We start from the raw sequence: 24,445 nt of genomic DNA, 5'->3' as shown, positions 1-24,445 counted from the left end.
TAGAATGCCGGCCATGAACTTCGTCGACCAGCTGCTGCGTGCCGAACGCGCCCACCACTCCCTGCTGTGCGTCGGGCTCGACCCGGAGCCCTCCCGCTTCCCCGGGGAGTGGAAAGGGGACCCCTCCCGCATCTACGATTTCTGCGCGGCCATCGTCGATGCGACACGCGACCTGGTCATTGCCTACAAGCCGCAGATCGCCTATTTCGCTGCCCACAGCGCCGAGCCGCAGCTGGAGCGACTGATGGCGTACATCCGTGCCGTCGCGCCCGAGGTGCCGGTGATCCTCGATGCCAAGCGCGGCGACATCGGCTCCACCGCCGAGCAGTATGCGAAAGAAGCCTTCGTGCGTTACGGCGCCGATGCCGTCACGCTGTCGCCGTTCATGGGGTTCGACTCGGTCGAGCCGTATCTGCGCTACCCCGACAAGGGCGCCATCCTGCTGTGCCGCACCTCCAACGCCGGCGGCTCGGACCTGCAGAACCAGCGCCTGGCCGACGTCGACGGGCAGCCGCGGGTGTACGAACACCTGGCGCGGCTGGCCCAGACGCACTGGAACACCAACGGCCAGCTGGGGCTGGTGGTCGGCGCCACCTTCCCCGACGAAATCGCCCGCGTGCGTGATCTGGCCCCGACGGTGCCGCTGCTGATCCCCGGCGTGGGCGCGCAGGGCGGCGATGCGAAGGCGACGGTCAAGGCAGGCTACCGCGCACAAGGCGGTCGCATCACGGGGCTGGTGGTGGTCAACTCGTCGCGCGCCATCCTGTATGCGAGCGACGGCGATGATTTCGCCCAGGCCGCCCGCCGCGCCGCGCAGACCGCGCGCGACGAGTTGAACGCGGCCCGCGCCTGAGCCGCCCTCAGGCCTGCGCCGCCGGCGCCAGCCGGAGCGGCAGGCTGCGCAGGCGCTGACCGGTCAGCACGAACAAGGCGCCCGCCAGCGCCGGGGCAACCGGTGGCACCCCGGGCTCGCCCACCCCGCCCGGGTCTCGCGTGCTGCGCACCAGATGCGTTTCGATCAGCGGTGTTTCGGCCAGCGTCAACAAGCGGTAGTCGGGGAAGTTGCGCTGGCGCACCGCGCCGCGCTCGATGTCGATGCGACCGTACAAGGCGGCGCTGAGACCGAACACGACCGAGCCTTCCATCTGCTGCGCGACGATGTTGGGGTTCACCACCGTGCCACAGTCCATCGCGCACACGGCGCGGTGCACGCGGGGCCGGCCCTGCTCGATCGAGACCTCGAGCACCTGCGCGACGATGGAGCCGAAGCTTTCGTGCAAGGCCACCCCGCGCGCACGCCCGGGCGGCAGCGGGCTGCCCCAGTCGGCCTTGTCGGCGGCCAGCTTGAGCACCGCCTGATGGCGCGGCTTGTCGTCGAGCAACGCAAGGCGAAATGCGACCGGGTCCTGGCGCGCCTCGTGCGCCAGCTCGTCGATGAAGCTCTCGCTGAAGAAGGCGTTGTGCGAATGGCCGACCGAACGCCAATAGCCCACCGGCACGCCGCTGTGCGTGGCGATGTGCGCCATACGCTGGTGCGGCACGTCGTACGGCAGGTCGAACAAGCCTTCGCTGGTGGTCTTGTCCGGCAGGTCGACCGGGCCGGTCAGGGCGGGCAGGCCCCGCTCGACCCAGCGCGGCGTGATGGCGTCCCCGGCGCTGACGAAGTGGAAGCTCAGCAACCGGCCCCGCGCGTCGAGCCCGGCCCGCAGGGCGGCCGCCGCCGCGGGGCGGTAGAAGTCGTGGGTGATGTCTTCTTCGCGCGGCCAGATCAGCTGCACCGGGCGGCCGCCCATCTCCATCGCGACACGCACCGCCTGCGCGACGAAATCGACGTCGAGCCGGCGTCCGAACCCGCCGCCCAGCAGCCGCACGTGCACCGTCACCTTGTCGTCCGGCACACCCGCCACCCGTGCGGCCACCGAGCGCGCCATCGTGGGCACCTGGGTGGACACCCACAGCTGCACCTGGCCGTTGGCCACTTGCGCGGTGCAATTGAGGGGCTCCATCGTCGCGTGTGCCAGGTAAGGGGCGCGGTACACACGTTCGACCTGGCGGGCCGCAGTGGCCGCCGCCGAGGCCAGGTCGCCGCGTGCATGGAAGGTGAAGCCGGCTGCGTCTCGCAAGCCCTCACGCGCGCGGGTTTCGAGCTCGCGCTCGATGCGGGCGCTGTCGAGCAGGCCGCGCACCGGGTCGTGCGGCGGCGGGCGCCAATCGACGGCCATCGCGCGCGCCGCCTGTTGCGCGTGCCAATAGGTGCGGCCCACCACGGCCAGCCCCGGCGTCGAGCCCGCCAGCGTGCCGAGTCGCACCACCCGCTCGACCCCCGGCATGCGCAACGCCGCGTCGATGTCGGCGCGGCCGTAGCCGCCGCCCAACATCGGGTTCATCTGCATCACCGCATAGCGCATCTCGGGCAAGCGCACGTCGATGCCGAACACGGCGCTACCGTCCACCTTGGCCGGCAAGTCGGTGCGCGGCGCCTTGCGGCCGATCAGCTTCCAGGTCTGCGGCGGCTTCAAGCGCACCTCCGACACCGACAAGGCCGCCGCCGGTTTGGCCAGCTCGCCGAAGTGCCCGCTCGAGCCCGAGGCATGGCTGACGATGCCGTCGACGATGCGCAACTCGTCGACCGGCAACCGCCACAACAGCGACGCGGCGCCCAGCAGCTGGGCGCGTGCGGTGGCGGCCGCGAGCCGCAGCACGTCCCAGGCATCGGCCACGGTGGTGGACCCGCCGGTCGCGCTGACGCCCAGCTCGCGAACGAACTTCGACATCAGCCATTGGGCCGAAACGACCAGCCCGCCGCGCCGCCCGGGCTCGTCGTCGGCCGGATGGATGGGCAGGCTGGCGACGAACATGGCCACGTTGCCGTAGAGCGACTGCGGCCCGGCCTGCTCCAGCCGCACCTTGGCGAGCGGGATGTCCAGCTCCTCGGCCACCAGCATCGGCAAGGCGGTGTGCACGCCCTGGCCCATTTCGCTGCGGTGCATCGCGAGGATGACGTGGCCGTCGGGGGCGATCTTGATCCAGCCGTTCAGGCCCACCTGGCCGTCACGCACCGGCAGGCTGTGGCGGTCGCCTTGGCGGCTGCGCGGCGGCAGCAGACCCCAGCCGACCAGCAGGGCGCCGGCGCCGGCAGCCGCGCTCAGCACGAAGGTCCGGCGCCGCATCAGCTCTGCCTCGCCGCGTCGCCCCAGCCACGCGAGGTCGAGCGCAGCTCCTGGGCAGCGACCTTGATGGCCTGCCGCACCCGCGGGTAGGTGCCGCAGCGGCACAAATTGGTGATGGCGGCGTCGATCTCGGCGTCGCTCGGGTCGGGGTTGCGCTCGAGCAGGGCGGCCGCCGCCATCAACATGCCCGATTGGCAATAGCCGCATTGCGGCACCTGCTGTTCGATCCAGGCTCGTTGCAGCGGATGCGGCTTGCCGCCCGAGGCCAGGCCCTCGATGGTCTGCAGCCGCTTGCCTTCTGCAAAGGCGACCGGCGTCACGCACGCGCGCACCGCCTCGCCGTCCACCCGCACGGTGCAGGCGCCACAAGCGGCCACACCGCACCCGAACTTGGTCCCGGTGAGGTGCAGCATGTCGCGCAACACCCACAACAGCGGCATCGACCGATCGAGCTGCTCGTCCGGCAAGGCCTGTCGCTGTCCGTTGATGTCGAGTTCCATCCGCGTTTCTCCTGCAGCGGCGATTGTCACCGAGCGGGCGGGGCCGTGCGCCGTTCGCGGCCACCGCGCTGCCCGGGCGGCACAATTCGCCACACCCGCGGCGGCGCGCGCCCGGCCGCCCTTCTCGAGAGCGTGCACGATGCCACATCCCGGCGTCCACACTTGCTTGCAGTTGTGACCCGCCGGCCCCGGGGGCTGTCCCTTCAACAAGGGACCGGGGCCACCCGGCGCGGGCTCCAGCTGCGCCTACACTGCCGAACATGTGGCAACTCAGTGTGGCGGTCGTCGAAGATGACGCCAAATTCCGGCAAGCGTTCGTGCACGCCATCGAGTCCGCCCCCGACCTGAAACTGGCCGGGGCCGCGGCCGACGGCACGACCGGCCTCGCCTTGCTGAAAAGCGTCCGCCCCGACGTGCTGCTGGTCGACCTGGGCCTGCCCGACATCGGCGGCATCGAGCTGATCCGCTATTGCGCCGCCCACCTGCCCGAATGTGACGTGATGGTGGTCACCGTGTTCGGCGACGAACACCATGTGGTCAGCTCGCTCGAGGCGGGCGCCACCGGCTACCTGCTGAAGGACACGCTGCCGGAGGACATCGCCGAGCAGATCCGGGCGCTGCACGCCGGCGGCAGCCCGATCAGCCCCGTCATCGCACGCCAGCTGCTGAACCGCCTTGCCCCGCCGGGAGTCCAGGCGGCACCGGCGCAGGACGCGCCGGTGCTGTCGGAGCGCGAACTCGCGGTGCTGACGCTGGCGACCAAGGGTTTCACCTATGACGAGATCGCGCAGATGATGAGCGTCTCCAAACACACGGTGATGACGTATGTGAAGCGCAGCTACCGCAAGCTGCAGGTGAATTCGAAGTCCGAAGCGGTGTATGAAGCTCGCAAGCTGGGCCTGCTGCGCGATTAGCCTGCTCATCGGCCTGACCGCCGTCGTCCTGGCGCAGGGCACTTCCCCGAGCGGCGTCCAGATCCAGCATTTCGAAGCCGCGGTGCACCATGTGGTGCCGCTCGGCCCCCAGCTGCCCGAGCCCGGCGTGGTGCGCCCGGACCTGTCCGAGCCGGGCTGGACGCCGGTGGCGCTGCCGGTCGTCACGCCGCGCCAGCTGGTCTCGATGTACCAGGGGCCGCGGCAGTGGCACATGCACTGGTATCACGTACGCTACGTGCTACCGCCCCGCGGTGCCTCGCCGGCCCTGGCCGTCTATGCGGCACGGGTGCAGGGCGGCCCGGTCGAGGTGCACGTCAACGACCGTTTGCTGCTAGCCAACCGCTACCACTGGGGCTCGCAATGGAACCGGCCGCTGTACGTGCAGATCCCGGCCGACGTGGTGTTCACCAGCCCGGGGGTCGACGTGGTGATCGACGTCGTCGTCGGCGTGCCGCTGCGCGACAAGATGAATCATTCGCTCGCCACGCTGTGGGTGGGCCCGGCCGACGAGGTGCGGGCGATGGCCGACCGCCGCACCCTGGCGCACGTGACCGGGCCACAGGTGACCAGCCTCACCATCCTCGTGCTCGGGCTGTTCTCGTTCGGCGTCTGGTGGCGCCGGCGGCGCGAGTCGGCCTATCTGCTGTTCGCGCTCGCGTCGACCGCCTGGTGGGTGCGCAACCTGCACTACCACGTCGACCTGCCGCGTTCGGGCCCGGTGCACGACTGGTTCTGGTGGCTCACCAACGCGTCGATGTCGTGGGTGATGGTGCTGACCTATCTGTTCGCGCTGCGCTTCCACAACCGCCGCTACCGCAAGGTCGAATGGTTGCTGGTCGGCTTCACCCTGCTGTCGACGCTGCTGACCATCCCGCCGCTGCCGGGGGACCCGCTGGTGCTGCAACAGGCACTCAACGCGCTGGTGTCGATCTTCGTGACGGCCTTCATCACGTGGATTGCCGTGCGCCACCAAAGCCGCGAGCTGCGCTTGCTGACCGCGACGCTGTGGGTGGGCATCGCGCTGGGCATCCACGACCTGCTGCTGGTGAGCCTGCGCATCACACCGGAGAGCGCCTACCTGATGCCCTACGCGACGCTGCTGGTGTTCGGCGCCTTCCTGTATGCCGTGCTGCGGCGCTACAGCGGCGCGATCGAGGAGGTGGAGCAGATCAACGCCTCGCTGGAACACCGGCTGGCCCAGCGCACCTCAGAACTCGAGGACAACCACCGTCGGCTGCGCGCCGTCGAACGCGAACAGGCCTTGCTGCTGGAGCGTCAGCGCTTGATGCGCGACATGCACGACGGCATGGGCTCGGCACTGATGTCGTCGCTGGTGCTGGTCGAGCAGGGCAAGCTCGACCTGCCGTCGGTGGCGCAGGTGCTGCGCGAGTGTGTCGACGACCTGCGCCTGGTGATCGACTCGCTGGAGCCGATCGGCCACGATCTGGTGACCCTGCTGGCGACGCTGCGCTACCGGCTCGGCAAGCGTCTGGAGGCGGCCGGGCTGCAGCTGGAATGGCAGGTGGACGACCTGCCGCCGCTGCCCTGGCTCGACCCGACTGCCGCGTTGCAGGTGCTGCGCATCGTCCAGGAGGCGCTGACCAACATCCTCAAGCATGCGCGTGCGCGCAAGGTGCGCATCGCACTGCGCAAGGCGGGCCAGCAGGTCGAGGTCGACATCACTGACGACGGCCTCGGTTTCGACGTCGCGGCGATGACGGCCAACAGCGAAGGCGGCCGCGGCCTGCGCAACCTGCGCAAGCGGGCACAGGGGCTGGGCGGCGACGTGCTGTTCACCTCGCAGGCCGGGCACACCCAGGTGACGCTGGTGCTGCCGATCGAACGCGAGGCCGAGCCCGTAACGGGCAAGTGAACGTCGCGCCGGTCAGCCCGCCAGCGGCTCACCGTCGACGAACACCTTCAGCTCGCCGGGTGCGAAGGCGGTCCAGGCCTCGTTCTCAGTCAGCGGCTCGGTGACGATGACGGCCACCCGGTCCTGGGGGGTGGTGACGTCGGCGAAATTGACGGTCATGTCCTCGTCCTGCAGGCGCGCCACCGGAAAGGGGTGCCGGCGCACCAGGTAATGCAGCCGCGTCGAGCAGTGGGCCCACAACGCATGGCCGTTGCTGAGCATGAAGTTGAAGGTGCCGTGCGCCGCGACCGTCGGCACCAGTTCCTGCAGCGTCTCGGTCAGCTGCTCGGGTGTCGGCACCATCGCATGGTTTTTCGCCATCTCCTGCAGCAGCCAGCAGAAGGCCTGTTCGCTGTCGGTGGTGCCCACCGGCCGGAACGCGGCGTGCAAGCGCGGCTGGAAACCTTTCAGGTCGCCGTTGTGGGCGAACACCCAGTAGCGCCCCCACAGCTCGCGCACAAAGGGGTGGCAGTTTTCCAGCGCGATGTGGCCCTGGGTCGCCTTGCGGATGTGCGCGATGACGTTGGTGCTCTGGATCGGGTAGCGCCGGATCAGATCGGCCACCGGCGAGCCGAGGGCGCGCTGGTGGTCGACAAACAGCCGCACGCCGGCACCCTCGAAAAAGGCGATGCCAAAGCCGTCCGCATGCTCCTGCGATCGTGTCGCGAAGCCGGTGAAGCTGAACACGATGTCGGTCGGCGTATTGCAGTTCATGCCGAGGAGCTGGCACATGATGGGGCGGCGGGAGTGCGGGAGATGCCGATCGTACGACGAAGCGGCGGTGTGCCGGCAAGGAAACCCGGGAACTGGCGGCGCGCGCAGGAAAGCCCGATCGGTTGTCAGTAGCCGACTTCGCGCTGGTGGCGGACGGCCAGGATGGTGACCAGGTCACCGTCGATGCGGTACAGCGCGACATATCCGCTGTCGCCGAAGTCAATGAGCCATTCGCGGTACTCGATCGGCATCTCCTCGACCGGCCGTCCAATGTGGGGCTGCTGGCCGAGGACCTTCAGGGCCTGGGCAACGGCGCGACCGGCTCGTTGCGCAGCGTCGGGCGCTTTCGATTGAAGGAAGGTGCGCAGCCGCTCCAGGTCACGCAAGGCGGCGGGTGCGTATCTTATTTCCGGCATTCCGGTGCCGGCTGTTCATCCTCGGTGCCCCAGCTTTCGAGCCATGCCTCGACTTCCTCGGGGCGCGCGTATTGGCCGGTTGCCCGATACTCCTCCCACGCCTTGAGCCCGGCTTGCCGGAACGCCTCGTGTTTCTCCTCGCGTTCGACGTACTGGGAAATCGCCTCCTTCATGATCCAGTGGGGCGTGCGCGCACGTGCCTGAGCGAGGCGTTGGATGCGCTCCTTGAGGTCGTCATCGATCTTGACGGCAACTGGGCGAACGCCGGCCGTGGTCATAGACTGCTCCGGTTGGTATCACGAGGTATTACCGAATTGTAGCGGTGCTGGCCGGACCGGAAGGTGTTGTATCGCGAGATCGCGCTGGGCCCGCAAGCAAAACGGCGCCGCAAGGGCGCCGTTTCAACGACCCGGCGGCGACGCAGCACCGCCGGGAAGCCCTGCGAGGGCTCAGACTTCCTCGTAGAGCGGCAGCGTCAGGAACTCCGCGAACGCTTCCTGCGTGCTCATCACCGTGAAAATCTCGGCCGCCCGGTCGAACTTGCCGGCGGCGCCGCTGGCCTTGACCTTGGCCAGTTCCTCGGTCACGAACGACTTGACCATCTCGGCGGTCACCTTGCGGCCGTCCTCCAGCACACCCTTGGGCGAGCGGATCCACTGCCACACCTGCGAGCGGCTGATCTCGGCGGTGGCGGCATCTTCCATCAGGTTGTGGATCGGCACGCAGCCGTTGCCCGCCAGCCAGGCACCCAGGTAGTGGATGCCGACGTTGATGTTCATGCGCAGGCCGGCTTCGGTGATCGGCGTCTCGGGCTGGAAGTTCAGCAGGTCGGCGGCGGTCACGTTGACGTCGGGGCGCTGCTTGTCGATCTGGTTGGGCTTGTCGCCCAGCACCGCCAGGAATTCCTTCATCGCCGGCTCGACCAGGCCCGGGTGGGCCACCCAGCCGCCGTCGTAGCCGTCGGTGGCGTCGCGCTTCTTGTCGTTGATGATGCCCTGCATCGCGATCGCGTTCTTCTCGGGGTCGTTCTTGATCGGGATCAGCGCGCTCATGCCGCCCATGGCGGGTGCATTGCGCTTGTGGCAGGTCTTCAGCAGCAACAGCGCATAGGCGCGCATGAAGGGGCTGGTCATCGTGACCTTGGCGCGGTCGGCCAGGCAGAAGTTCTTGTCGACCTTGAACTTCTTGATGCAGCTGAAGATGTAGTCCCAGCGGCCGGCATTCAGGCCGGCGCTGTGCTCGCGCAGCTCATACAGGATCTCGTCCATCTCGAACGCGGCGAGGATGGTCTCGATCAGCACCGTGGCCTTGATGGTGCCGCGGGGCAGGCCGACCTCTTCTTGTGCCGCGACGAAGATGTCGTTCCACAAACGCGCTTCGAGGTGGCTCTCCATCTTGGGCAGATAGAAGAAGGGGCCGGCGCCGCGGGCAATCTGCTCCTTCGCGTTGTGGAACAGGAACAGCGCGAAGTCGAAGATGCCGCCGGAGACGCGCTGGCCGTCCACCGTCACATGCTTCTCGTCCAGGTGCCAGCCGCGCGGGCGCACCTGCAGCGTGGCGATCTTGTCGTTGAGCTGGTAGGTCTTGCCGCCCTGCTCGAGCTTGATGGTGCGGCGGATCGCCTCGTAGAGGTTGATCTGGCCGTGGATCTGGTTGGACCAGTTCGGGGTGTTCGAGTCCTCGAAGTCGGTCATGTAGCTGTCGGCACCCGAGTTGAACGCATTGATGATCATCTTGCGTTCGACCGGGCCGGTGATCTCCACCCGGCGGCAGTGCAGTGCGGGCGGGATCGGGGCGATGGTCCAGTCGCCTTCACGGATGGCCTTGGTCTCGGGCAGGAAATCGGGGCGCTCGCCGGCGTCGAGGCGCTTGGCGCGTTCCACCCGTGCCTTCAGCAGTTCCTGACGGCGCGCCTCGAAGCGGCGGTGGAGCTTGGCGACCAGTTCGAGGGCGGGCAGCGTCAGGATGCGTTCGAAACCCGGCTCGATGGTGCCGGTGATCTGCAGGCCTTGGGGCAGGGGAAGGGTCATGTCGATCTCCTAGGTCGTCAACTCGGAAAGAAAACGTATGCGAAGTTCAATAGAACTTGAAGAAGTAATGCAGGGTCAGCGCGGTCGCGACGCCGATCACGACACGGCGCAGCCAGACGGCCGGCACCTTGCGCGCCATCGTCGCGCCCCAGTAGCCGCCGACCGTGGCGGTGGCGATCATCAGCAGCGTGTGCGGCCAGCTGACGGCACCGGCGACGATGAAGGTCACCACCGTGACGCTGTAGATCACCGCCGACAGCAGGTTCTTGATCGCGTTGATCTCCTGCACGTCGTCATGGCCGGCGATCGCCAGGCTGGCCATCATCAAGATGCCCATGCCGGCGCCGAAAAACCCGCCGTACACCGACACCAGCAATTGCGACAGCCAGCCGCTGCGCGCGGGCGCAGCGTGCGTGCGCCGGCGCGCCAGCCAGGCCGACAGCTGCGGGCTGAAGGCGAACAGCACCGTCGCGAAGGCCAGCAGCCACGGGATCATGCGGGCGAACTGCCCGTCCTGTGTGCGCAACAGCAACAAGCCGCCGACCACGCCGCCCGCCAGCGAGGCCAGTGCCATCGGCCACAGGTAGCGCTTGAGCGGCGCCAGTTCGCGCTTGTAGGCCCACGCGCCGGACAGGCTGCCGGGCCACAACGAGACCGAATTGCTGGCGTTGGCGGCCACCGGCGGCACGCCCACCGCCAGCAAGGCCGGGAACGAGAAGAAGGTGCCGCCGCCGGCCACCGAATTGACCGCGCCCGCCGCGAAGGCGCCGGCGCCGATCAGCAGCGCGTCGCCCGGCGTCATGCGCGGGCCCCTTCCAGCAGGGCCCGCACGTCCTGCAGCTTGCGGCCCTCGTGGTGCGGACGCACCCCGAGCTCTTCGGCCGGGTGGCCGGCACGGTTGAGCCAGAAGGTGGTGAAACCAAACCAGGTCGCGCCGACCGCATCCCAGCCGTTGCTCGACACGAACAACACCTGCCGCGCCGTCAGGTCGGGCCGCTGTTGCTGCAGGGTGCGCAAGCCGAGCATGTAGACGCGCGGGTCGGGCTTGAAACACCGCAGGGGCTCGACGCTGATCACGTGATCCAGCAGTTCCTGCAGCCCGGCGCTGCGCACCGCCACCTCGAGCATCGACGGATCGCCGTTGCTGAGGATGCCGGTCGGCACCCGCAGGGCGCGCAGGGCCTGCAGCACCTCGCGGTTCTCGGGGTAGGCGCTCAGATGGCGGTACTGGTTCATCAGCCGCTCTTCCTGCTCGGGCGGCAGCGCCAGCGCCAGGCGCTTGCAGGCATAGCGCAACGCGTCGCGGGTCAGGTCCCAGAACGGCCGGTAGAGACGCCCGTCGCGGTCGCCCAGCGACACCAGCCGGGTGTACTCGATCTGCTTGTCGCGCCACAGCGTCGCCAGCGCTTCGCCGCGGCCGGAAAACAACTGCTCCGCCAGCAGGCCGACGCTGTACACGTCGAACAGCGTGCCATAAGCGTCGAACAACACGGCCTGGAGCGGGGGCGCTTTCATGGCCGCCACTTTATTGCGAACTTGAGCGCAGATTGCCGACGACCGGCGCGCTTTTTCTTTGACCAAAACGCGCGGAATCTCACAAGCCGGCCGCCTGTGACCCCCTCCCAACCCCTCGTCGACCGTCTCTTTTGGCCCGATTGCCACTCCCGTTCGCCCTCAAACCGCAAGATCGGTGTTGATTTTTTACTTTTTGACGCGTAGTCTCGCGGCGTGCTGGGCAAGCTGAACGTGCATGGACCGACTCAAGCAAATCGAATCCTTTGTCGCCGTCGCCACCAAAGGCAGCCTGACGGCCGCCGCGAACGCCGAAGGCGTCGCGCCCGCGGTGATCGGCCGGCGCATCGATGCCCTGGAGGAGCGGCTGGGCGTCAAGCTGCTGGTGCGCACCACCCGCCGCATCACGCTGACCCACGAAGGCAGCGCCTTTCTCGAAGACTGCCAGCGTCTGCTGACCGACCTGGCGAATGCCGAGGCCAGCGTTTCGGCGGGCGGCGTCAAAGCGAGCGGTCACTTGCGCGTGACCGCGCCTGCCGGTTTCGGCCGCCGCCATGTGGCGCCGCTGGTGCCACGCTTCTTGTCGCTTCACCCCGATGTGTCGCTGTCGCTCAACCTGAGCGACCGGGTGGTCGACATCGTCAACGAAGGTTTCGACTGTGCCGTGCGGGTGGGCGACCTGAGCGATTCCAGCCTGGTCAGCCTGCGGTTGGCCGACAACCGGCGGCTGTGTGTTGCCGCGCCTGCTTATCTGAAGCGCCGCGGTGTGCCGCAACACCCCACCGACCTGGCCCAGCATGAATGCCTGACGCTCAGCTCCGACGCCAGCCAGACCCGCGGCTGGGCGTTTTCGATCGATGGCCAGCTGGCGCATCAGCGCCCGCCCGGGAAGCTCGATTGCTCGGACGGCCAGGTGCTGCACGACTGGTGTCTGGCGGGCCTGGGCATTGCCTGGCGCTCCACCTGGGAGGTCGAGGCGGAACTTGCCGCCGGGCGATTGGTCACGGTGCTGGACGACTACGCCGCGCCGCCCAACGGCATCTATGCCGTGTTCCCGCAGCGCAAGCATCTGCCGTTGCGGGTGCGGCTGTGGATCGATTTCCTGAAGCACACCTACGGAGACGCCGACTATTGGCGCAGCGTCGCCACGCTGCCGGGGTGAACTGCAGAGCTGCCCCACAACCCACAACACGAAAGGCGACAACAACATGGTGCTTGAATCCTTGCTGGCCTACGCGCACTTCACGGCCATCCTCGGACTGGTGGTGTTCCTGACCAGCGAAGCGGCGTTGTGCCGCAGTGAATGGATGAACGCCGCGGTGGTGCGCCGGCTGGTGCGGGTCGACCTGCTGTACCTGGTGGCCGCGATGGCGGTGTTGCTCACCGGCGTGGCGCGCACGGTATGGGGCTACAAGGGCATCGGCTGGTACTGGAGCCAGCCGCTGCTGCACCTGAAGCTGACGCTGTTTGTCGTGATCGGGGTGCTGTCGATCCGGCCCACCCTGATGTTCGCGCGCTGGCGCAAGACGCTCGCCGCCACCGGCGCGCTGCCGCCGGAAGCCGAAGTGCGGAGCGCCCGGCGCTGGGTGATGATCGAAGCGCATCTGCTGATCCTGGTCCCGCTCGCGGCGACGATGCTGGCCCGCGGCGTCTGGACGCGATGATTTGTACTGCACGACCGACACAGGAGACGCCATGAAACACGCGACCCCGACCGCCTTGTTGTGTGCCCTCGTCGCCGCCCTGGCGCTGCCCTCGGCCCAGGCGCAGAGCACGCTGGTCAAGCGCAAGCCCGGGCTGTGGGAAGTACGCCAGACCCACCAGAGCGGGCAGGTCAGTGGCCAGCAGATGCCGTCGAACAAGGAAATGGAAGCGGCACTGGCGACGATGACACCGGCGCAGCGCAAACAGGTCGAGCAGACCATGCGCGAACGCGGGCTCGGCTTGAGCCAGAAGCCCGGCACGATGCGCTACTGCCTGTCGCCGCAGATGGCCGAGCGCGACCCGCTGTCGCAGCCGCCCGACCCGAGCATGAAGTGCGACCACAAGGTCGACCCGGTGTCGGGCACCGAGGCCCGCTTCAGTTTCACCTGCACCGGCGACCAAGGCGCCATCAAGGGCGACGGCCGCGGCTGGGACTTGACCGCCGAAGGCTACAAGACGTCGATGGCGATGCAGGGCACGATCAACGGCGAGCCGGTGTCGATGAAGATGGAGCAAAGCGGGCGCTGGCTGGGCAGCGACTGCAAAGGCCTCAAGCCGCTCAGCCCCTGACCGCCCACCCGCACGGGCCTGTCATGGCGCGCCGAACAGGGGCTCCAGCTCCGCCGGCGGCAGGGGCCGGCTGAACCAAAAGCCCTGCACTTCGTCGCAGCCTCGGCGCTTGAGAAACTCGACCTGCTCGGAGGTCTCGACGCCTTCGGCCACCACGCGCAACTGCAGGCTGCGGGCCAGGCCGATGATGGCGCTGACGATGACAGCGTCGTCGGCATCATGGACAACGTCGTTCACGAACGAACGGTCGATCTTCAGCAGGTCGACCGGAAACCGCTTCAGATACGCCAGGCTCGAATAACCGGTGCCGAAATCGTCGACCGACACCTTGATGCCGAGGCGGTGGAGCTGCTCCAGGATGGCCAGCGTCTCGTCGGTGTTGTGCATCAGCGTCGTCTCGGTGATCTCGACCTCGAGCAAGCGGGGGTCGATGCCGGTTTCGTCGAGGGCGCTTCTGAGGGTGCCCAGCAGCTCGACGCGGTGGAACTGGCGGGCCGACAAGTTCACCGACACCGGGCACAGCCGCAGGCCCCGGGCGGCCCACCGTGCGATCTGGCGGCAGCACTCGCGCAGCACCCACTCCCCGATCGCCACCACCAGCCCGGTTTCTTCTGCCAGCGGGATGAATTCGGCCGGACTGACACGCCCGCGCGCAGGATGCTGCCAGCGTAGCAAGGCTTCGCAGGCACACAGGCGGCCGCTGCCCAGCTCATAGCGCGGCTGGTAATCGAGCACGAACTCGCCCCGCTCGATGGCGCGGTGCAGGTCGTTCTCGAGCAGCAATCGCTGCGACGACGGTGCGTCGCTCTCGCCGGCATAGAACAGGTAGTTGCGCAGCCCCTTGGACTTGGCCTGGTACATCGCCGCGCTGGCCTGGGCGATCAACGCTTCCCCGTCGCGGCCGTGGTCGGGGAACAGGCTGATGCCCACCGCCGGGGTGACACGCAACTCCAGCCCTTCGAGCAGATAGGGGCGCGACACCTCCTCGATCAGCTGCGAGGCCACCAGGGCTGCGTCTCCGGCACCCCTCAGTGACGGCAGCAGCATCACGAATTCATCGCCTCCCAGGCGGGTCATCGTGTCGCCGCTGCGCAGGCTGCGCCGGGCCCGCTCGGCGATGCGGCGCAGCAGACGGTCGCCGATCACATGGCCGAGCGAGTCGTTGATGGTCTTGAAGCGGTCGAGGTCCATGTACAGCAGTGCGACCGTGCCGTCTTGCGCTTCGGCATCGCGCAGCGCCTGCTGCAGCCGCACCTCGAACACGCGCCGGTTCGGCAGGCCCGTCAGCCGATCGTGTTCGGCCAGATGCCGCAACTGCTCCTCGGCCACCTGGCGGTCTTCGATCTCCTGGCGCAGTTGCGCATTCGCGAGCCCGAGCGCTTCGCTGCGCTCCTGCACGCGGGCTTCGAGTTCGCGCTGGCGCTGCTGCAGCCGCTGCAGGCCGCGCCACTGCTCGCTCAGGTCTTCCACCACCCAGACCACCACGCCCCGCTGCGAGCCGGCGCCTTCGACCGGCACCGCACGCACCCGCGCCCAGAAGGCCGAGCCGTCGCGGCGGCGCAGTTCCCGTTCGAGCTCGACCGGGCGCCGCTCGGCCAGGCTCTGGCCCACTGTGCAGGTCTCGTCGTCGTCCTTGGGGCGGCCGACCATCGGCCATTCGGGCAAGGCGATCAACTCGTCGCGGCTCCAACCGAACATCTCGAGGAAACGCCGGTTGGCCTGCAGCAAGCGCCGCTCGCGGGTGGTCGCCATCGCCACCGGGGCTGCATCGAACACCGACCAGAAAAACTCCTGCCCGGCGCCGCGCGCCAGTGCACCCGGCTCGGCGGCGGAGGGCGCGGTGGGCAGGGTGGGGAACAGGGGCTGGCTCATCAATTGCGTAAGCAAAGGTGTTGTCGTCGGCTGAACAGCGGCGGCGGCGGCGCGGCCGGGCGGTGTCGAGCACCTTTAGCAAGCAAGAATGAATCCCAACCGGCCAGTTCAGCGCGCAAGGCAGGCATCACAGGATACGTTGGGGATGGGACAAGGCCTCGTGCGCCGCGTGCAGCCGGCGCACCAGCACCGAAATAAAGGCCTCGCTGAAACGCTGGCGGCAGGCCAGGCTCAGTTGGCCCAGGGTCTCGGGTGTGAACGAGACGGTGGTCAGCGGATCGGTGGCCTCGACATCGGCGGTGCGGGTGCGCAGTTCGCGGCTGGGGGCCAGGTACGCCATTTCGCCCACCAGCGCGCCGGCGTCGAGCGTCTCGAACGTCTGCCCGTCGCGCCGCACGGCCACCTCGCCCTGCGCAATGATGTGGAAGTCGCGGCCCTTCTCGCCGCGGCGCATCAGTTTGTGCCCGATGGGAAACCGCTGCCAGCGCGCCTGGTGCACCACCTCCCACAGCTCGACGTCGTCGAAACGGCTGAAGAAATCGAGCCCGCGCAGCAGGTTGAAGCGCTCGGAGTCGAGCACCGCCTGCAGGTTGCCGCGCGGCACCTGGCGGTTGGTGATCAGCGCCGCCAGCGCATTGGCGAAGCTGTCCCAGCTGTCGTAGCGGTCGGCCGGCTGCTTCTGCAAGGTGCGCAGGATGACCTCGTCGACCGCCGGCTCGACGCCCTGGCGCCGCTGGCTGGGCGGCACCACGCTGCCGTACAGGATGCCCTGGATCATCGCCGCCTGCGACTCGCCCTCGACCGGCGGGTGCCCGGTGACAAGGTGGTAGAGCACGGCGCCGAGGGCGTACATGTCCGATTGCGCATTGAGCGCGGCGCCGTCGAGTTGTTCGGGCGACATGTAGGTCAGCGAGCCCACGCGGTGCACCTGCGTGATGTCGGCGCCCAGGTTGAGCGCGCTGCCGAAGTCGCTCACCTTCACATCGGTCAAGTGCCCGCCCGACTCGACCGCCAGCAGGTTGGCCGGCTTGATGTCGCGGTGGATCAGGCCCTGGCGGAACACATAGCCGAGCGCCATCGCACACTTGAAGCCGATTTCGACGATCAACTCGAGCGGCAGCAGCTGGTCGGCGCGGCAATAGCGGCGCAAGGTGGAGCCGGGCACATGCTCCATGACCAGGTACTGCTCCGCAGGCCCGTCCACGGCGTCGAAGATCTGCACCACGTGCGGGTGTTGCAGCCGCCCCACCAAGGCCGCCTCGGCGGCGAAGAAGCGTGAGTAGTAGCGTCCGTCCACCGGGTCGCGCACCGCGCTCTCGCGCACCCGTTTGACCGCGACGTCACGGTCGTGGAACTCATCGCGGCACAAAAAGACCTCGCTGGTTGCTCCCTCGCCGAGCTTGCGCAAGACACGGTATTCGCCGATGCGGGTCGGCAGGGACTCAGGAGAGGCGGCAGAGACTTCGGGCATGCAAACGCGAGACGGGGTTCCGGCAACCATCATTTCATTGCCGCGCCCCCGCCGCAAGCGGGCTGCCCCCGGTGACAGTGCCGGGCCGTGGTTGGCAGGCGGCGCCATGGAGCCGAAAAGTAGAATCGCGGGATGATCCGCGCCAAACACGAACTTCTCGAGGCCCTGGCCGCCGAACTGGCCGCCCTGGCGCCCGAACAAACGCCAGTCGCCGCTTTCGAGCTGCCCAAGCAGGCAGCCCACGGCGACCTGGCCTGCACCTCGGCGATGCAGCTCGCCAAACCGCTGAAGAAGAACCCGCGGGAATTGGCGCAAACCCTGGTCGCGGCGCTACAACGGCACGACGCGTTCCGGCGCTGGGTCGAGGCGATGGAGATCGCCGGCCCGGGCTTCATCAACCTGCGCCTGAAGGCCGCCGCCAAGCAGCAGGTCGTGGCTGAGGTGCTGCAGGCCGGCGACCGCTTCGGCCGCGCCGCGCCGAAGGGCCGCCGCGTGATGGTGGAGTTCGTCTCGGCCAATCCGACCGGGCCCTTGCACGTCGGGCACGGCCGCCAGGCGGCCCTCGGCGACGCCTTGTGCCATTTGTTCGAGACGCAGGGCTATGAGGTCACGCGCGAGTTCTATTACAACGATGCCGGCGTGCAGATCGGCACGCTGGCGAATTCCACGCAGCTGCGCCTGAAGGGCTTGAAGCCGGGCGATCCGCAGTGGCCCGAAGCGGCCTACAACGGCGAATACATCGCCGACATCGCGGCCGACTTCGCCGCCGGCAAGACCGTCAAGGCCGACGACCGCGAGTTCACCGCGTCGGGCGACCCGGAAGACCTCGACGGCATCCGCCAGTTCGCGGTCGCCTACCTGCGCCACGAACAAGACCTCGACCTGCAGGCTTTTGGCGTCAAGTTCGACCATTACTTCCTCGAGTCCAGCCTCTACACCAGCGGCCGCGTCGAACAGACCGTGCAAAAGCTGATCGACGCCGGCAAGACCTTCGAACAGGACGGCGCGTTGTGGCTGCGCACCACCGACTACGGTGACGACAAGGACCGCGTGATGCGCAAGTCCGACGGCACCTACACCTATTTCGTGCCCGACGTGGCCTACCACATCTCGAAGTGGGAGCGCGGCTACACGCAGGTGATCAACGTCCAGGGCAGCGACCACCATGGCACCATCGCGCGGGTGCGCGCCGGGCTGCAGGCGGCCGGCGTCGGCATTCCGGTGGGCTACCCCGATTACGTGCTGCACAAGATGGTCACCGTGATGAAGGGCGGCGAGGAGGTCAAGATCTCCAAGCGCGCCGGCTCCTACGTCACGCTGCGCGATTTGATCGACTGGACCAGCCGCGACGCGGTGCGCTTCTTCCTGATCAGCCGCAAGGCCGACACCGAGTTCGTGTTCGACGTCGACCTGGCCCTGAAGCAGAACGACGAGAACCCGGTCTATTACGTGCAATACGCGCACGCCCGCATCTGCTCGGTACGCCAGCAGTTCGTCGAGCGTGGCGGCGACCTGGCCTCGCTGCGCAGCGCCGACCTCGCGCACCTGGTCGCCCCCAGCGAAACCGCGCTGATGCTGAAGCTGGCCGAATACCCGGAGATGCTGGCCCGGGCGGCGCACGACCTGGCGCCGCACGACGTGGCCTTCTACCTGCGCGACGTCGCCTCGGCCTTTCACACCTACTACAGTGCGCAACGCTTCCTCGTCGACGACCCCGAACTGACGCGCGCGCGACTCGCCCTGCTGACCGCCACGATGCAGGTGTTGCGCAACGGCCTGACGGTGCTGGGCGTCAGCGCGCCGGAAAAGATGTGAGCACAATCGCGGGCGACAACACCGCGAGCGCCTCGCGCAGCACCCCTCGAAAGTAAGTAAGAAAAGAAAGCCAGAACTCATGAAACAGCAACGTGGCGGCTTCTTCCTCGGCCTGATCGTCGGTCTGCTGGTCGGGCTGGCGCTCGCCCTGGGCGTGGCGCTCTACGTCACCAAGGTGCCGGTGCCCTTCGTCAACAAGGTGCCCTCGCGCACGGCCGAACAAGACGCGGCCGAGGCCGAACGCAACCGCAACTGGGACCCCAACACGCCGTTGCAGGGCAAAACGCCTGCTCGGCCGCAGCCCACCACGCCCCCGGCCTCGGCCGAGCCCGCGCTGCCCTCCGCGTCGGCCGCGCTGCCGCCGGGGTTGCGGCAGAACTCCCGCGCCGCCGACCCCGCACGCCCCGGGGCCTCGGCGCCGGCCGCCTCGACGCGTGACCCGGCCGCCATCCTGTCCGGCAAGCTGCCGGGCCAGGCCAGCGATGCAAGTGCGGTGTACTTCGTGCAGGCGGGTGCCTATGCTCGGGTCGAAGAAGCCGAGCAGCAGCGCGCGCGGTTGGCGATGCTGGGCTACACGGCCCGGATCACCGAGCGCGAGCAGACCGGCCGCACCGTCTACCGCGTGCGGCTGGGCCCTTACGAGGCCCAGCCCGAGGCCGACGCAGCCAAGGAAAAGCTGGCCGGCAACGGCATTGAATCGGCCCTGGTGCGGGTGCAGCGATAAAACCGGCGGTCGGAAAGAACTTTGTCCGGTGTCCCGACTCCATGGGACACCCATCCGAACACAAGAAAGGAAACTGGATGAAGCGTCGTGAGTTCACGGGCGGCCTGGCCGCATGGGTCGGCGGGTCCAGCGTGGCCCCCCTGCTGGCGGGCACCGCCGCAACCCTCGGCACCGCAGCGGCGCAGGCCCAGACGCCCAAGCCCGGCACCGACTACGTGGTGCTGAAGCAGGCGCAGCCGACGGCGGCGACCAAGGGCATCGAGGTGGTCGAGTTCTTCTGGTACGGCTGCCCGCATTGCTACCGCTTCGAGCCCCTGCTCGAAGCCTGGGTCAAGAAGCTGCCGGCCGACGTCAGCTTCCGGCGCGTGCCGGTCGCGTTCCGGGACGAGTTTGTCGTCCACCAGAAGATCTACTACGCGCTGGAAGCGCTGGGCAAGGTCGACGCGCTGCACAAGCGCGTATTCCAGGCCGTGCATGCCGACAAGAACCCGCTCGACCAGACCGAAGCGATCGCCGACTTCATGGCCCGTAACGGCGTGGACCGGGCTGCGTTCCTCGACGCCTACAATTCCTTCGGCGTGCAGACCAAGACCCGCCAGGCCAAGCAACTGGCCGAGGGTTACCGCATCGACGGCGTTCCGGCGCTGGGCATCAACGGCCGCTACTGGACCTCGGGCGCCCTGGCGCGCTCTCTCGAGCGTTCGCTCGACATCGCCGACCACCTGATCCAGGTGTCGCGCACCGGCAAATAAATTTGCCGCCGCGGGTGTCCGGCCGCAACCGGACACCCCGCTCAGCCAGGCTGGGGGCCGGCAATCGGCCCCAGTGTGCAAAACCTCCTCATCGCCAGCCGGGAAATCGGCAAACACGGGCTAGAATGAGCCGGTACTGCAAGTTTCATGCCTTCATGAGCCCCATTTCTGCGCGCCGCAAGGCGCTGTTTCCCTCCCTCGCACCGGTAGCGCGCGCGCCGCGACGGCCCGCGCTGTGGCTGCTGTGTGCCGCGCTGGCCGCCGGTGTCACGGGCGCGCAGGCGGAAAAGGCCGATCGCAACAAGCCGCTCAACTTCAGCGCCGACAACCTGCGTTATGACGACGTCAAGCAGACCAACGTGCTGACCGGCAATGTGCAAATCACCAAAGGCAGCATGGTGATGCGCGCCGCCCGCGTCGAGGTGCGCCAGACGCCCGACGGCTACCAGTCGGCGCTGGGCCTGGGCAGCGGCAAACCCGCGTATTTCCGCCAAAAGCGCGACGCACTCGACGAATTCATCGAAGGTGAAGCCGAGCGGATCGAATACGACGGCAAGAGCGATCTGCTGCGCCTGACCGGCGGCGCCGTGATCCGCCGCTACCGCGGCGACACGGTGGCCGACGAAGTGGCCGGCCAGGTCATCACCTACAACAACGCCGCCGAGGTGTTCACGGTCGACGGCACCGCGACGGGCACGCCGGGCGGCCGGGTACGCGGTGTCTTGTCGCCGAAACCACAACCGGCGACCGCTCCCGCACCCGCCCCAGGGGCATCGAGGGACGGCCCATGAGGGTGCATCCATGACCAGCGGCACACCGGTACGAGAAGCCCGCCGCAGCCGCCTCGAGGCAAGCGGGCTGCAAAAGTCCTACGGCGCCCGCCAGGTGGTCAAGAACGTCCACCTGGCCGTCGAAAGCGGCGAGGTCGTGGGCCTGCTGGGGCCTAACGGCGCCGGCAAGACCACCAGCTTCTACATGATCGTCGGGCTGGTACGCGCCGACGGCGGCGAGATCAAGCTGGACGACCGCAACGTCGAACGTCGGCCCATCCACGAACGCTCCCGCCTCGGCCTGAGCTACCTGCCGCAGGAAGCCTCGATCTTCCGCAAGCTCACGGTCGAAGAGAACATCCGGGCCGTGCTGGAGCTGCAGCACGACAAAAAAGGCAAGCCGCTCACCTCGCAGCAGATCGACCAGTACCTGGGCTCGCTGCTGCACGACCTCAGCATCGAGAAGTTGCGCCACACACCGGCGCCCGCCCTGTCGGGCGGCGAGCGCCGACGCGTCGAAATCGCGCGTGCGCTGGCCACCCGGCCCCGCTTCATCCTGCTCGACGAACCGTTTGCCGGCGTCGACCCGATCGCGGTCATCGAGATCCAGCGCATCATCAATTTCCTGAAAGCACGTGGCATCGGCGTGTTGATCACCGACCACAACGTGCGTGAGACGCTGGGCATATGCGACCACGCCTACATCATCAGTGAGGGAGAAGTGCTCGCCCAGGGCACGCCGAGCGAGATCGTCGAAAACGCCGACGTGCGCAAGGTTTACCTCGGCGAACACTTCCGGATGTGATGAAGCCCTCGCTGCAAGTCCGCCTGTCCCAGCACCTGGCGCTGACGCCCCAGCTGCAGCAATCGATCCGCTTGCTGCAGCTGTCGACGCTCGAACTCCACCAGGAGGTCGAGCAGATGCTGGAGCAGAACCCGTTTCTCGAGCCCGATGACGACTACTCGGCCGAGGCGGCTGCAGCGGCCGCGGCCGAGCGCCCCGTGACGCGCGAGCAGACCCAGACCGCCGACGCTGAACACAACGACAGCGCCGAGGCGCCCGACGCCGCGGCCAGCGTCGACAGCGTCGAGTTCGGCGCCACCGAGCGCGAAGACTGGGAGAACGGCACCGAACGCGACGACTTCGACGGCATCCGCGAAACGCCCAGCAACCGCAACGGCGCGATCGACGACGACGACCTCGACCCGATCGACCGGGCCGCGCCCGGTATCAGCCTGCAGGACCATTTGCGCCAGCAGCTGCGCGGCATGCGCCTGGAGCCGTCGGACATGGCCGCGGTGATGGTGCTGATCGAGTCGCTCGACGAAGACGGCTACCTCGCCGACCCGCTCGAGGAGATCGCCGAGCGCCTCGCCGAGGACGAGGAAGAGCGCGAGGAACTGCTCGAACGGCTGCAGTGCGCGTTGCGCTGGCTGCACAACATGGAGCCGACCGGCGTCGGCGCGCGCAACCTGTGCGAATGCCTGTCGCTGCAGCTGCGCGCCTTGCCGCGCAGCGAGGCCCAGATCATCGCGCTGATGATCTGCAAGAGCTGCCTCGATGCGCTGGCCAAGCGCGACATCAAGAAGCTGATGGCCGCGACCGGGGCCGACGAAGAGCTGATCAAGCAGGCGCAGACCCTGATCGTCTCGCTCGAGCCCAAGCCCGGCCGGCCTTTCGTTCGGGCCGAAGCCAACATCGTCGTGCCCGATGTCATCGTGCAGAAGTCGGGCCGCAACTGGAAGGTGGTGCTGAACCCCGACGTGATGCCCAAGCTGCGCATCAACGACCTCTACGCGCAGGCGATCAAGCAGCAGCGCTCCGGCGACAGCGGTCAGGCCTTGAGTGCGCGGCTGCAGGAAGCGCGCTGGTTCATGAAAAACATCCAGCAGCGCTTCGAGACCATCCAGCGCGTCTCGCAGGCCATCGTCGAGCGGCAGAAGAATTTCTTCACCCACGGCGAGATCGCGATGAAGCCGCTGGTGCTGCGTGAAATCGCCGACGAGCTGGGCCTGCACGAATCGACCATCTCGCGCGTGACCACCGCCAAGTACATGTCCACGCCCTTCGGCACCTTCGAGTTGAAGTATTTCTTCGGCTCCTCGCTGAACACCGAAGCCGGCGGCAATGCGTCCAGCACCGCGGTGCGGGCGCTGATCAAGCAGCTGGTGGCGGCCGAAGATCCCAAGAAGCCGCTGTCGGACAGCCAGCTCAGCCTGATGCTCGAAGAGCAGGGCATCCAGGTGGCACGGCGCACCGTCGCCAAATACCGCGAAGCGCTGAAGATCGCGCCCGCCAATCTGCGCAAGAGCCTGTGAAACCCTTCGAGTTGTTCCTGCCGTGTGCCGGCGGTGTCGAGGCCCTGCTGGCCGATGAGGTGATGGCGGTGCTCGGGCCCGAGACCTCGGGCACGCTGGAGCGCGGCGGCATCGCGATGCAAGGCGACGCCGCCGCGGTGATGCGCCTCAACCTCGAAAGCCGCCTCGCGCAGCGCGTGCTGGTGCGGGTGGCCCACGGCCCCTACCGCCTCGAGGACGACCTCTACGCGCTGGCGCGGCAAGTGCCGTGGCAGGCCTGGATCACGCCGCGCCAGACCTTCAAGATCGACGTCACCGCGCAGCGCTCGCCATTGCGCAGCCTGAACTTCGCGGCGCTGCGCATCAAGGACGCGCTGTGCGACGTGCTGCGCGAGGAAAGCGGCGACCGACCCAATGTCGACACGCAGCGGCCGCAGCTGCGCGTCATGCTGCACCTGACCGAGACCCATGCCACCCTGTATGCCGACACCTCCGGCGAGCCGCTCTTCAAGCGCGGCTGGCGCGAGGACAAGGGCGAGGCGCCCCTGAAGGAGACGCTGGGAGCCGCGATGCTGGCGGCCGCCGGCTGGCAAGGCGGCCCCGACGCCGGCGGCGCGCTGCTCGACCCCTGCTGCGGCTCGGGCACGATCGCCATCGAAGCCGCGCAGATCGCCTGTGGCATCGCCCCCGGCCTGAAGCGCCGCTTCGCATTCGAGTCGCTCGCGCCGTTCGCCGGGCCCGACGCACGCGCCCAGTGGCAGTCGCTCAAGCAGCAGGCGCAGGCCCGGGTCCACGCCCCGACGGTACCGGTCCACGCAAGCGACGTGGCCTTCCGCATGGTCGATTTCGCGCGCCGCAATGCCGAGCGCGCCGGGGTCGCGCATGCGATCGAATTCCACGGCGGCGATGCGCTCGAGCGCCCGGCGCCGCGGCTGCCGGACGGGCTGGCACGCACGATGATGGTCAACCCGCCCTATGGCGAGCGCATCGAGGCACGCGGCAGCGTCGACCGCGGACGCGAACAGACCGGCGCGCCGGACGATTTTTTCCCCCGCCTCGCGTCGCACTGGAAACGCCACTTCGGTGGCTGGACCGCCTGGGTGTTGAGCCCCGACATGAAGCTGCCGTCGAAGATGCGCCTGAAGGAAAGCCGGCGGGTGCCGATGTGGAACGGGCCGATCGAATGCCGTTTGTTCCGCTTCGACCTGGTCAGCGGGAGCATGCGCGAGGGCAGCCCGGCCACGCAGGCCTGAACTTGCCGCCATGCGGGGAGGGCCCCG

23 protein-coding genes are annotated in these 24,445 nt (G+C 68.2%); 13 read left to right on the top strand and 10 right to left on the bottom strand.

All coding sequences use genetic code 11. The annotated features are described in order from the left end of the window. Positions 1–13: 13 nt before the first annotated feature. Positions 14–853 carry an orotidine-5'-phosphate decarboxylase gene (pyrF, locus tag AAW51_RS01165; RefSeq protein ID WP_047197248.1) on the top strand — a complete coding sequence of 280 codons (840 nt, stop codon included), beginning with the start codon at positions 14–16 and terminating at the stop codon, positions 851–853. 7 nt (positions 854–860) lie between these two features. On the opposite strand, the gene AAW51_RS01160 is transcribed toward pyrF, so the two are convergent. Further along, positions 861–3,170, bottom strand: a complete 2,310-nt coding sequence (locus AAW51_RS01160; protein WP_047193158.1) for a xanthine dehydrogenase family protein molybdopterin-binding subunit — start codon at positions 3,168–3,170, stop codon at positions 861–863. Then, positions 3,170–3,670, bottom strand: coding sequence for a (2Fe-2S)-binding protein (locus AAW51_RS01155; RefSeq protein WP_047193157.1), 501 nt, complete (start codon positions 3,668–3,670; stop codon positions 3,170–3,172). The genes AAW51_RS01160 and AAW51_RS01155 overlap by 1 nt, the downstream gene beginning before the upstream one ends. 260 nt (positions 3,671–3,930) lie before the next feature. Between AAW51_RS01155 and AAW51_RS01150 the strand changes: the two genes are divergently transcribed. Together AAW51_RS01150 and AAW51_RS01145 are read left to right on the top strand one after the other, a co-directional pair. Beyond that, the gene (locus AAW51_RS01150; RefSeq protein WP_047193156.1) at positions 3,931–4,584 is read left to right on the top strand and encodes a response regulator; all 654 of its coding nucleotides are present in this window, start codon (positions 3,931–3,933) and stop codon (positions 4,582–4,584) included. Beyond that, the gene (locus tag AAW51_RS01145; protein WP_053013230.1) at positions 4,550–6,478 is read left to right on the top strand and encodes a sensor histidine kinase; all 1,929 of its coding nucleotides are present in this window, start codon (positions 4,550–4,552) and stop codon (positions 6,476–6,478) included. Before AAW51_RS01150 ends, AAW51_RS01145 begins: the two co-directional genes overlap by 35 nt. A 12-nt stretch (positions 6,479–6,490) precedes the next feature. Here the strand turns inward: AAW51_RS01145 and AAW51_RS01140 are convergent, their stop codons facing one another. The 6 genes from AAW51_RS01140 to AAW51_RS01115 all read right to left on the bottom strand — a co-directional run bounded on the left by AAW51_RS01140 (position 6,491) and on the right by AAW51_RS01115 (position 11,192). Further along, complete coding sequence (locus AAW51_RS01140; protein ID WP_047193155.1) at positions 6,491–7,249, bottom strand: class II glutamine amidotransferase; 759 nt, start codon at positions 7,247–7,249, stop codon at positions 6,491–6,493. Between the two features lie 107 nt (positions 7,250–7,356). Next, complete coding sequence (locus AAW51_RS01135; protein ID WP_047193154.1) at positions 7,357–7,647, bottom strand: type II toxin-antitoxin system RelE/ParE family toxin; 291 nt, start codon at positions 7,645–7,647, stop codon at positions 7,357–7,359. Continuing rightward, the gene (locus AAW51_RS01130) at positions 7,635–7,925 is read right to left on the bottom strand and encodes a CopG family ribbon-helix-helix protein (protein ID WP_047193153.1); all 291 of its coding nucleotides are present in this window, start codon (positions 7,923–7,925) and stop codon (positions 7,635–7,637) included. The genes AAW51_RS01135 and AAW51_RS01130 overlap by 13 nt, the downstream gene beginning before the upstream one ends. 171 nt (positions 7,926–8,096) lie before the next feature. Continuing rightward, positions 8,097–9,677: a malate synthase A gene (gene aceB / locus AAW51_RS01125; RefSeq protein ID WP_047193152.1), complete on the bottom strand. Its 1,581-nt coding sequence runs from the start codon at positions 9,675–9,677 to the stop codon at positions 8,097–8,099. 46 nt (positions 9,678–9,723) lie between these two features. Beyond that, positions 9,724–10,479, bottom strand: coding sequence for a sulfite exporter TauE/SafE family protein (locus tag AAW51_RS01120; protein ID WP_047193151.1), 756 nt, complete (start codon positions 10,477–10,479; stop codon positions 9,724–9,726). Continuing rightward, positions 10,476–11,192, bottom strand: coding sequence for a haloacid dehalogenase type II (locus AAW51_RS01115; protein WP_047193150.1), 717 nt, complete (start codon positions 11,190–11,192; stop codon positions 10,476–10,478). The genes AAW51_RS01120 and AAW51_RS01115 overlap by 4 nt, the downstream gene beginning before the upstream one ends. Positions 11,193–11,427: 235 nt before the next feature. On the opposite strand from AAW51_RS01115, the gene AAW51_RS01110 reads away from it, so the two are divergent. From AAW51_RS01110 to AAW51_RS01100, 3 genes are read left to right on the top strand one after another with little or no spacing between them, the layout of a single operon-like run. Next, complete coding sequence (locus AAW51_RS01110) at positions 11,428–12,351, top strand: LysR family transcriptional regulator (protein ID WP_047193149.1); 924 nt, start codon at positions 11,428–11,430, stop codon at positions 12,349–12,351. A gap of 46 nt (positions 12,352–12,397) precedes the next feature. Continuing rightward, positions 12,398–12,853 carry a DUF2214 family protein gene (locus tag AAW51_RS01105; RefSeq protein WP_047193148.1) on the top strand — a complete coding sequence of 152 codons (456 nt, stop codon included), beginning with the start codon at positions 12,398–12,400 and terminating at the stop codon, positions 12,851–12,853. A 31-nt stretch (positions 12,854–12,884) separates the two neighbouring features. Continuing rightward, positions 12,885–13,463, top strand: coding sequence for a DUF3617 domain-containing protein (locus tag AAW51_RS01100; protein ID WP_047193147.1), 579 nt, complete (start codon positions 12,885–12,887; stop codon positions 13,461–13,463). Positions 13,464–13,484: 21 nt separating this feature from the next. Here AAW51_RS01100 and AAW51_RS01095 read toward each other — a convergent pair whose 3' ends face one another. Beyond that, positions 13,485–15,335: a putative bifunctional diguanylate cyclase/phosphodiesterase gene (locus tag AAW51_RS01095; protein WP_047193146.1), complete on the bottom strand. Its 1,851-nt coding sequence runs from the start codon at positions 15,333–15,335 to the stop codon at positions 13,485–13,487. 127 nt (positions 15,336–15,462) lie between these two features. After that, entirely contained in the window at positions 15,463–16,806 is a 1,344-nt protein-coding gene (locus AAW51_RS01090) for a serine/threonine-protein kinase (protein ID WP_047193145.1), read from the bottom strand. Positions 16,807–16,938: 132 nt separating this feature from the next. On the opposite strand from AAW51_RS01090, the gene argS reads away from it, so the two are divergent. The 7 genes from argS (at position 16,939) to AAW51_RS01055 (ending at position 24,418) form a co-directional block, all read left to right on the top strand. Next, positions 16,939–18,621 carry an arginine--tRNA ligase gene (gene argS / locus AAW51_RS01085; RefSeq protein WP_047193144.1) on the top strand — a complete coding sequence of 561 codons (1,683 nt, stop codon included), beginning with the start codon at positions 16,939–16,941 and terminating at the stop codon, positions 18,619–18,621. Between the two features lie 79 nt (positions 18,622–18,700). Continuing rightward, the gene (locus AAW51_RS01080; protein ID WP_047193143.1) at positions 18,701–19,345 is read left to right on the top strand and encodes an SPOR domain-containing protein; all 645 of its coding nucleotides are present in this window, start codon (positions 18,701–18,703) and stop codon (positions 19,343–19,345) included. A gap of 77 nt (positions 19,346–19,422) precedes the next feature. Continuing rightward, positions 19,423–20,097: a thiol:disulfide interchange protein DsbA/DsbL gene (locus tag AAW51_RS01075; protein WP_053013229.1), complete on the top strand. Its 675-nt coding sequence runs from the start codon at positions 19,423–19,425 to the stop codon at positions 20,095–20,097. A gap of 155 nt (positions 20,098–20,252) precedes the next feature. Then, positions 20,253–20,888 carry a lipopolysaccharide transport periplasmic protein LptA gene (lptA, locus tag AAW51_RS01070; protein ID WP_083438639.1) on the top strand — a complete coding sequence of 212 codons (636 nt, stop codon included), beginning with the start codon at positions 20,253–20,255 and terminating at the stop codon, positions 20,886–20,888. A gap of 10 nt (positions 20,889–20,898) precedes the next feature. Further along, positions 20,899–21,672, top strand: coding sequence for an LPS export ABC transporter ATP-binding protein (gene lptB / locus AAW51_RS01065; protein WP_047193142.1), 774 nt, complete (start codon positions 20,899–20,901; stop codon positions 21,670–21,672). Beyond that, a complete protein-coding gene (locus AAW51_RS01060) occupies positions 21,672–23,186 on the top strand; it encodes an RNA polymerase factor sigma-54 (protein WP_047193141.1) in 1,515 nt (504 codons plus the stop codon). The genes lptB and AAW51_RS01060 overlap by 1 nt, the downstream gene beginning before the upstream one ends. Continuing rightward, complete coding sequence (locus AAW51_RS01055) at positions 23,183–24,418, top strand: THUMP domain-containing class I SAM-dependent RNA methyltransferase (RefSeq protein WP_047193140.1); 1,236 nt, start codon at positions 23,183–23,185, stop codon at positions 24,416–24,418. The genes AAW51_RS01060 and AAW51_RS01055 overlap by 4 nt, the downstream gene beginning before the upstream one ends. Positions 24,419–24,445 lie beyond the last annotated feature (27 nt).

Source organism: Caldimonas brevitalea (assembly GCF_001017435.1).
GTDB classification, from domain to species: domain Bacteria; phylum Pseudomonadota; class Gammaproteobacteria; order Burkholderiales; family Burkholderiaceae_C; genus Caldimonas; species Caldimonas brevitalea.
The sequence above is the reverse complement of the archived record's forward strand: the minus strand, read 5'-3'. Positions and strand labels throughout refer to the sequence as shown.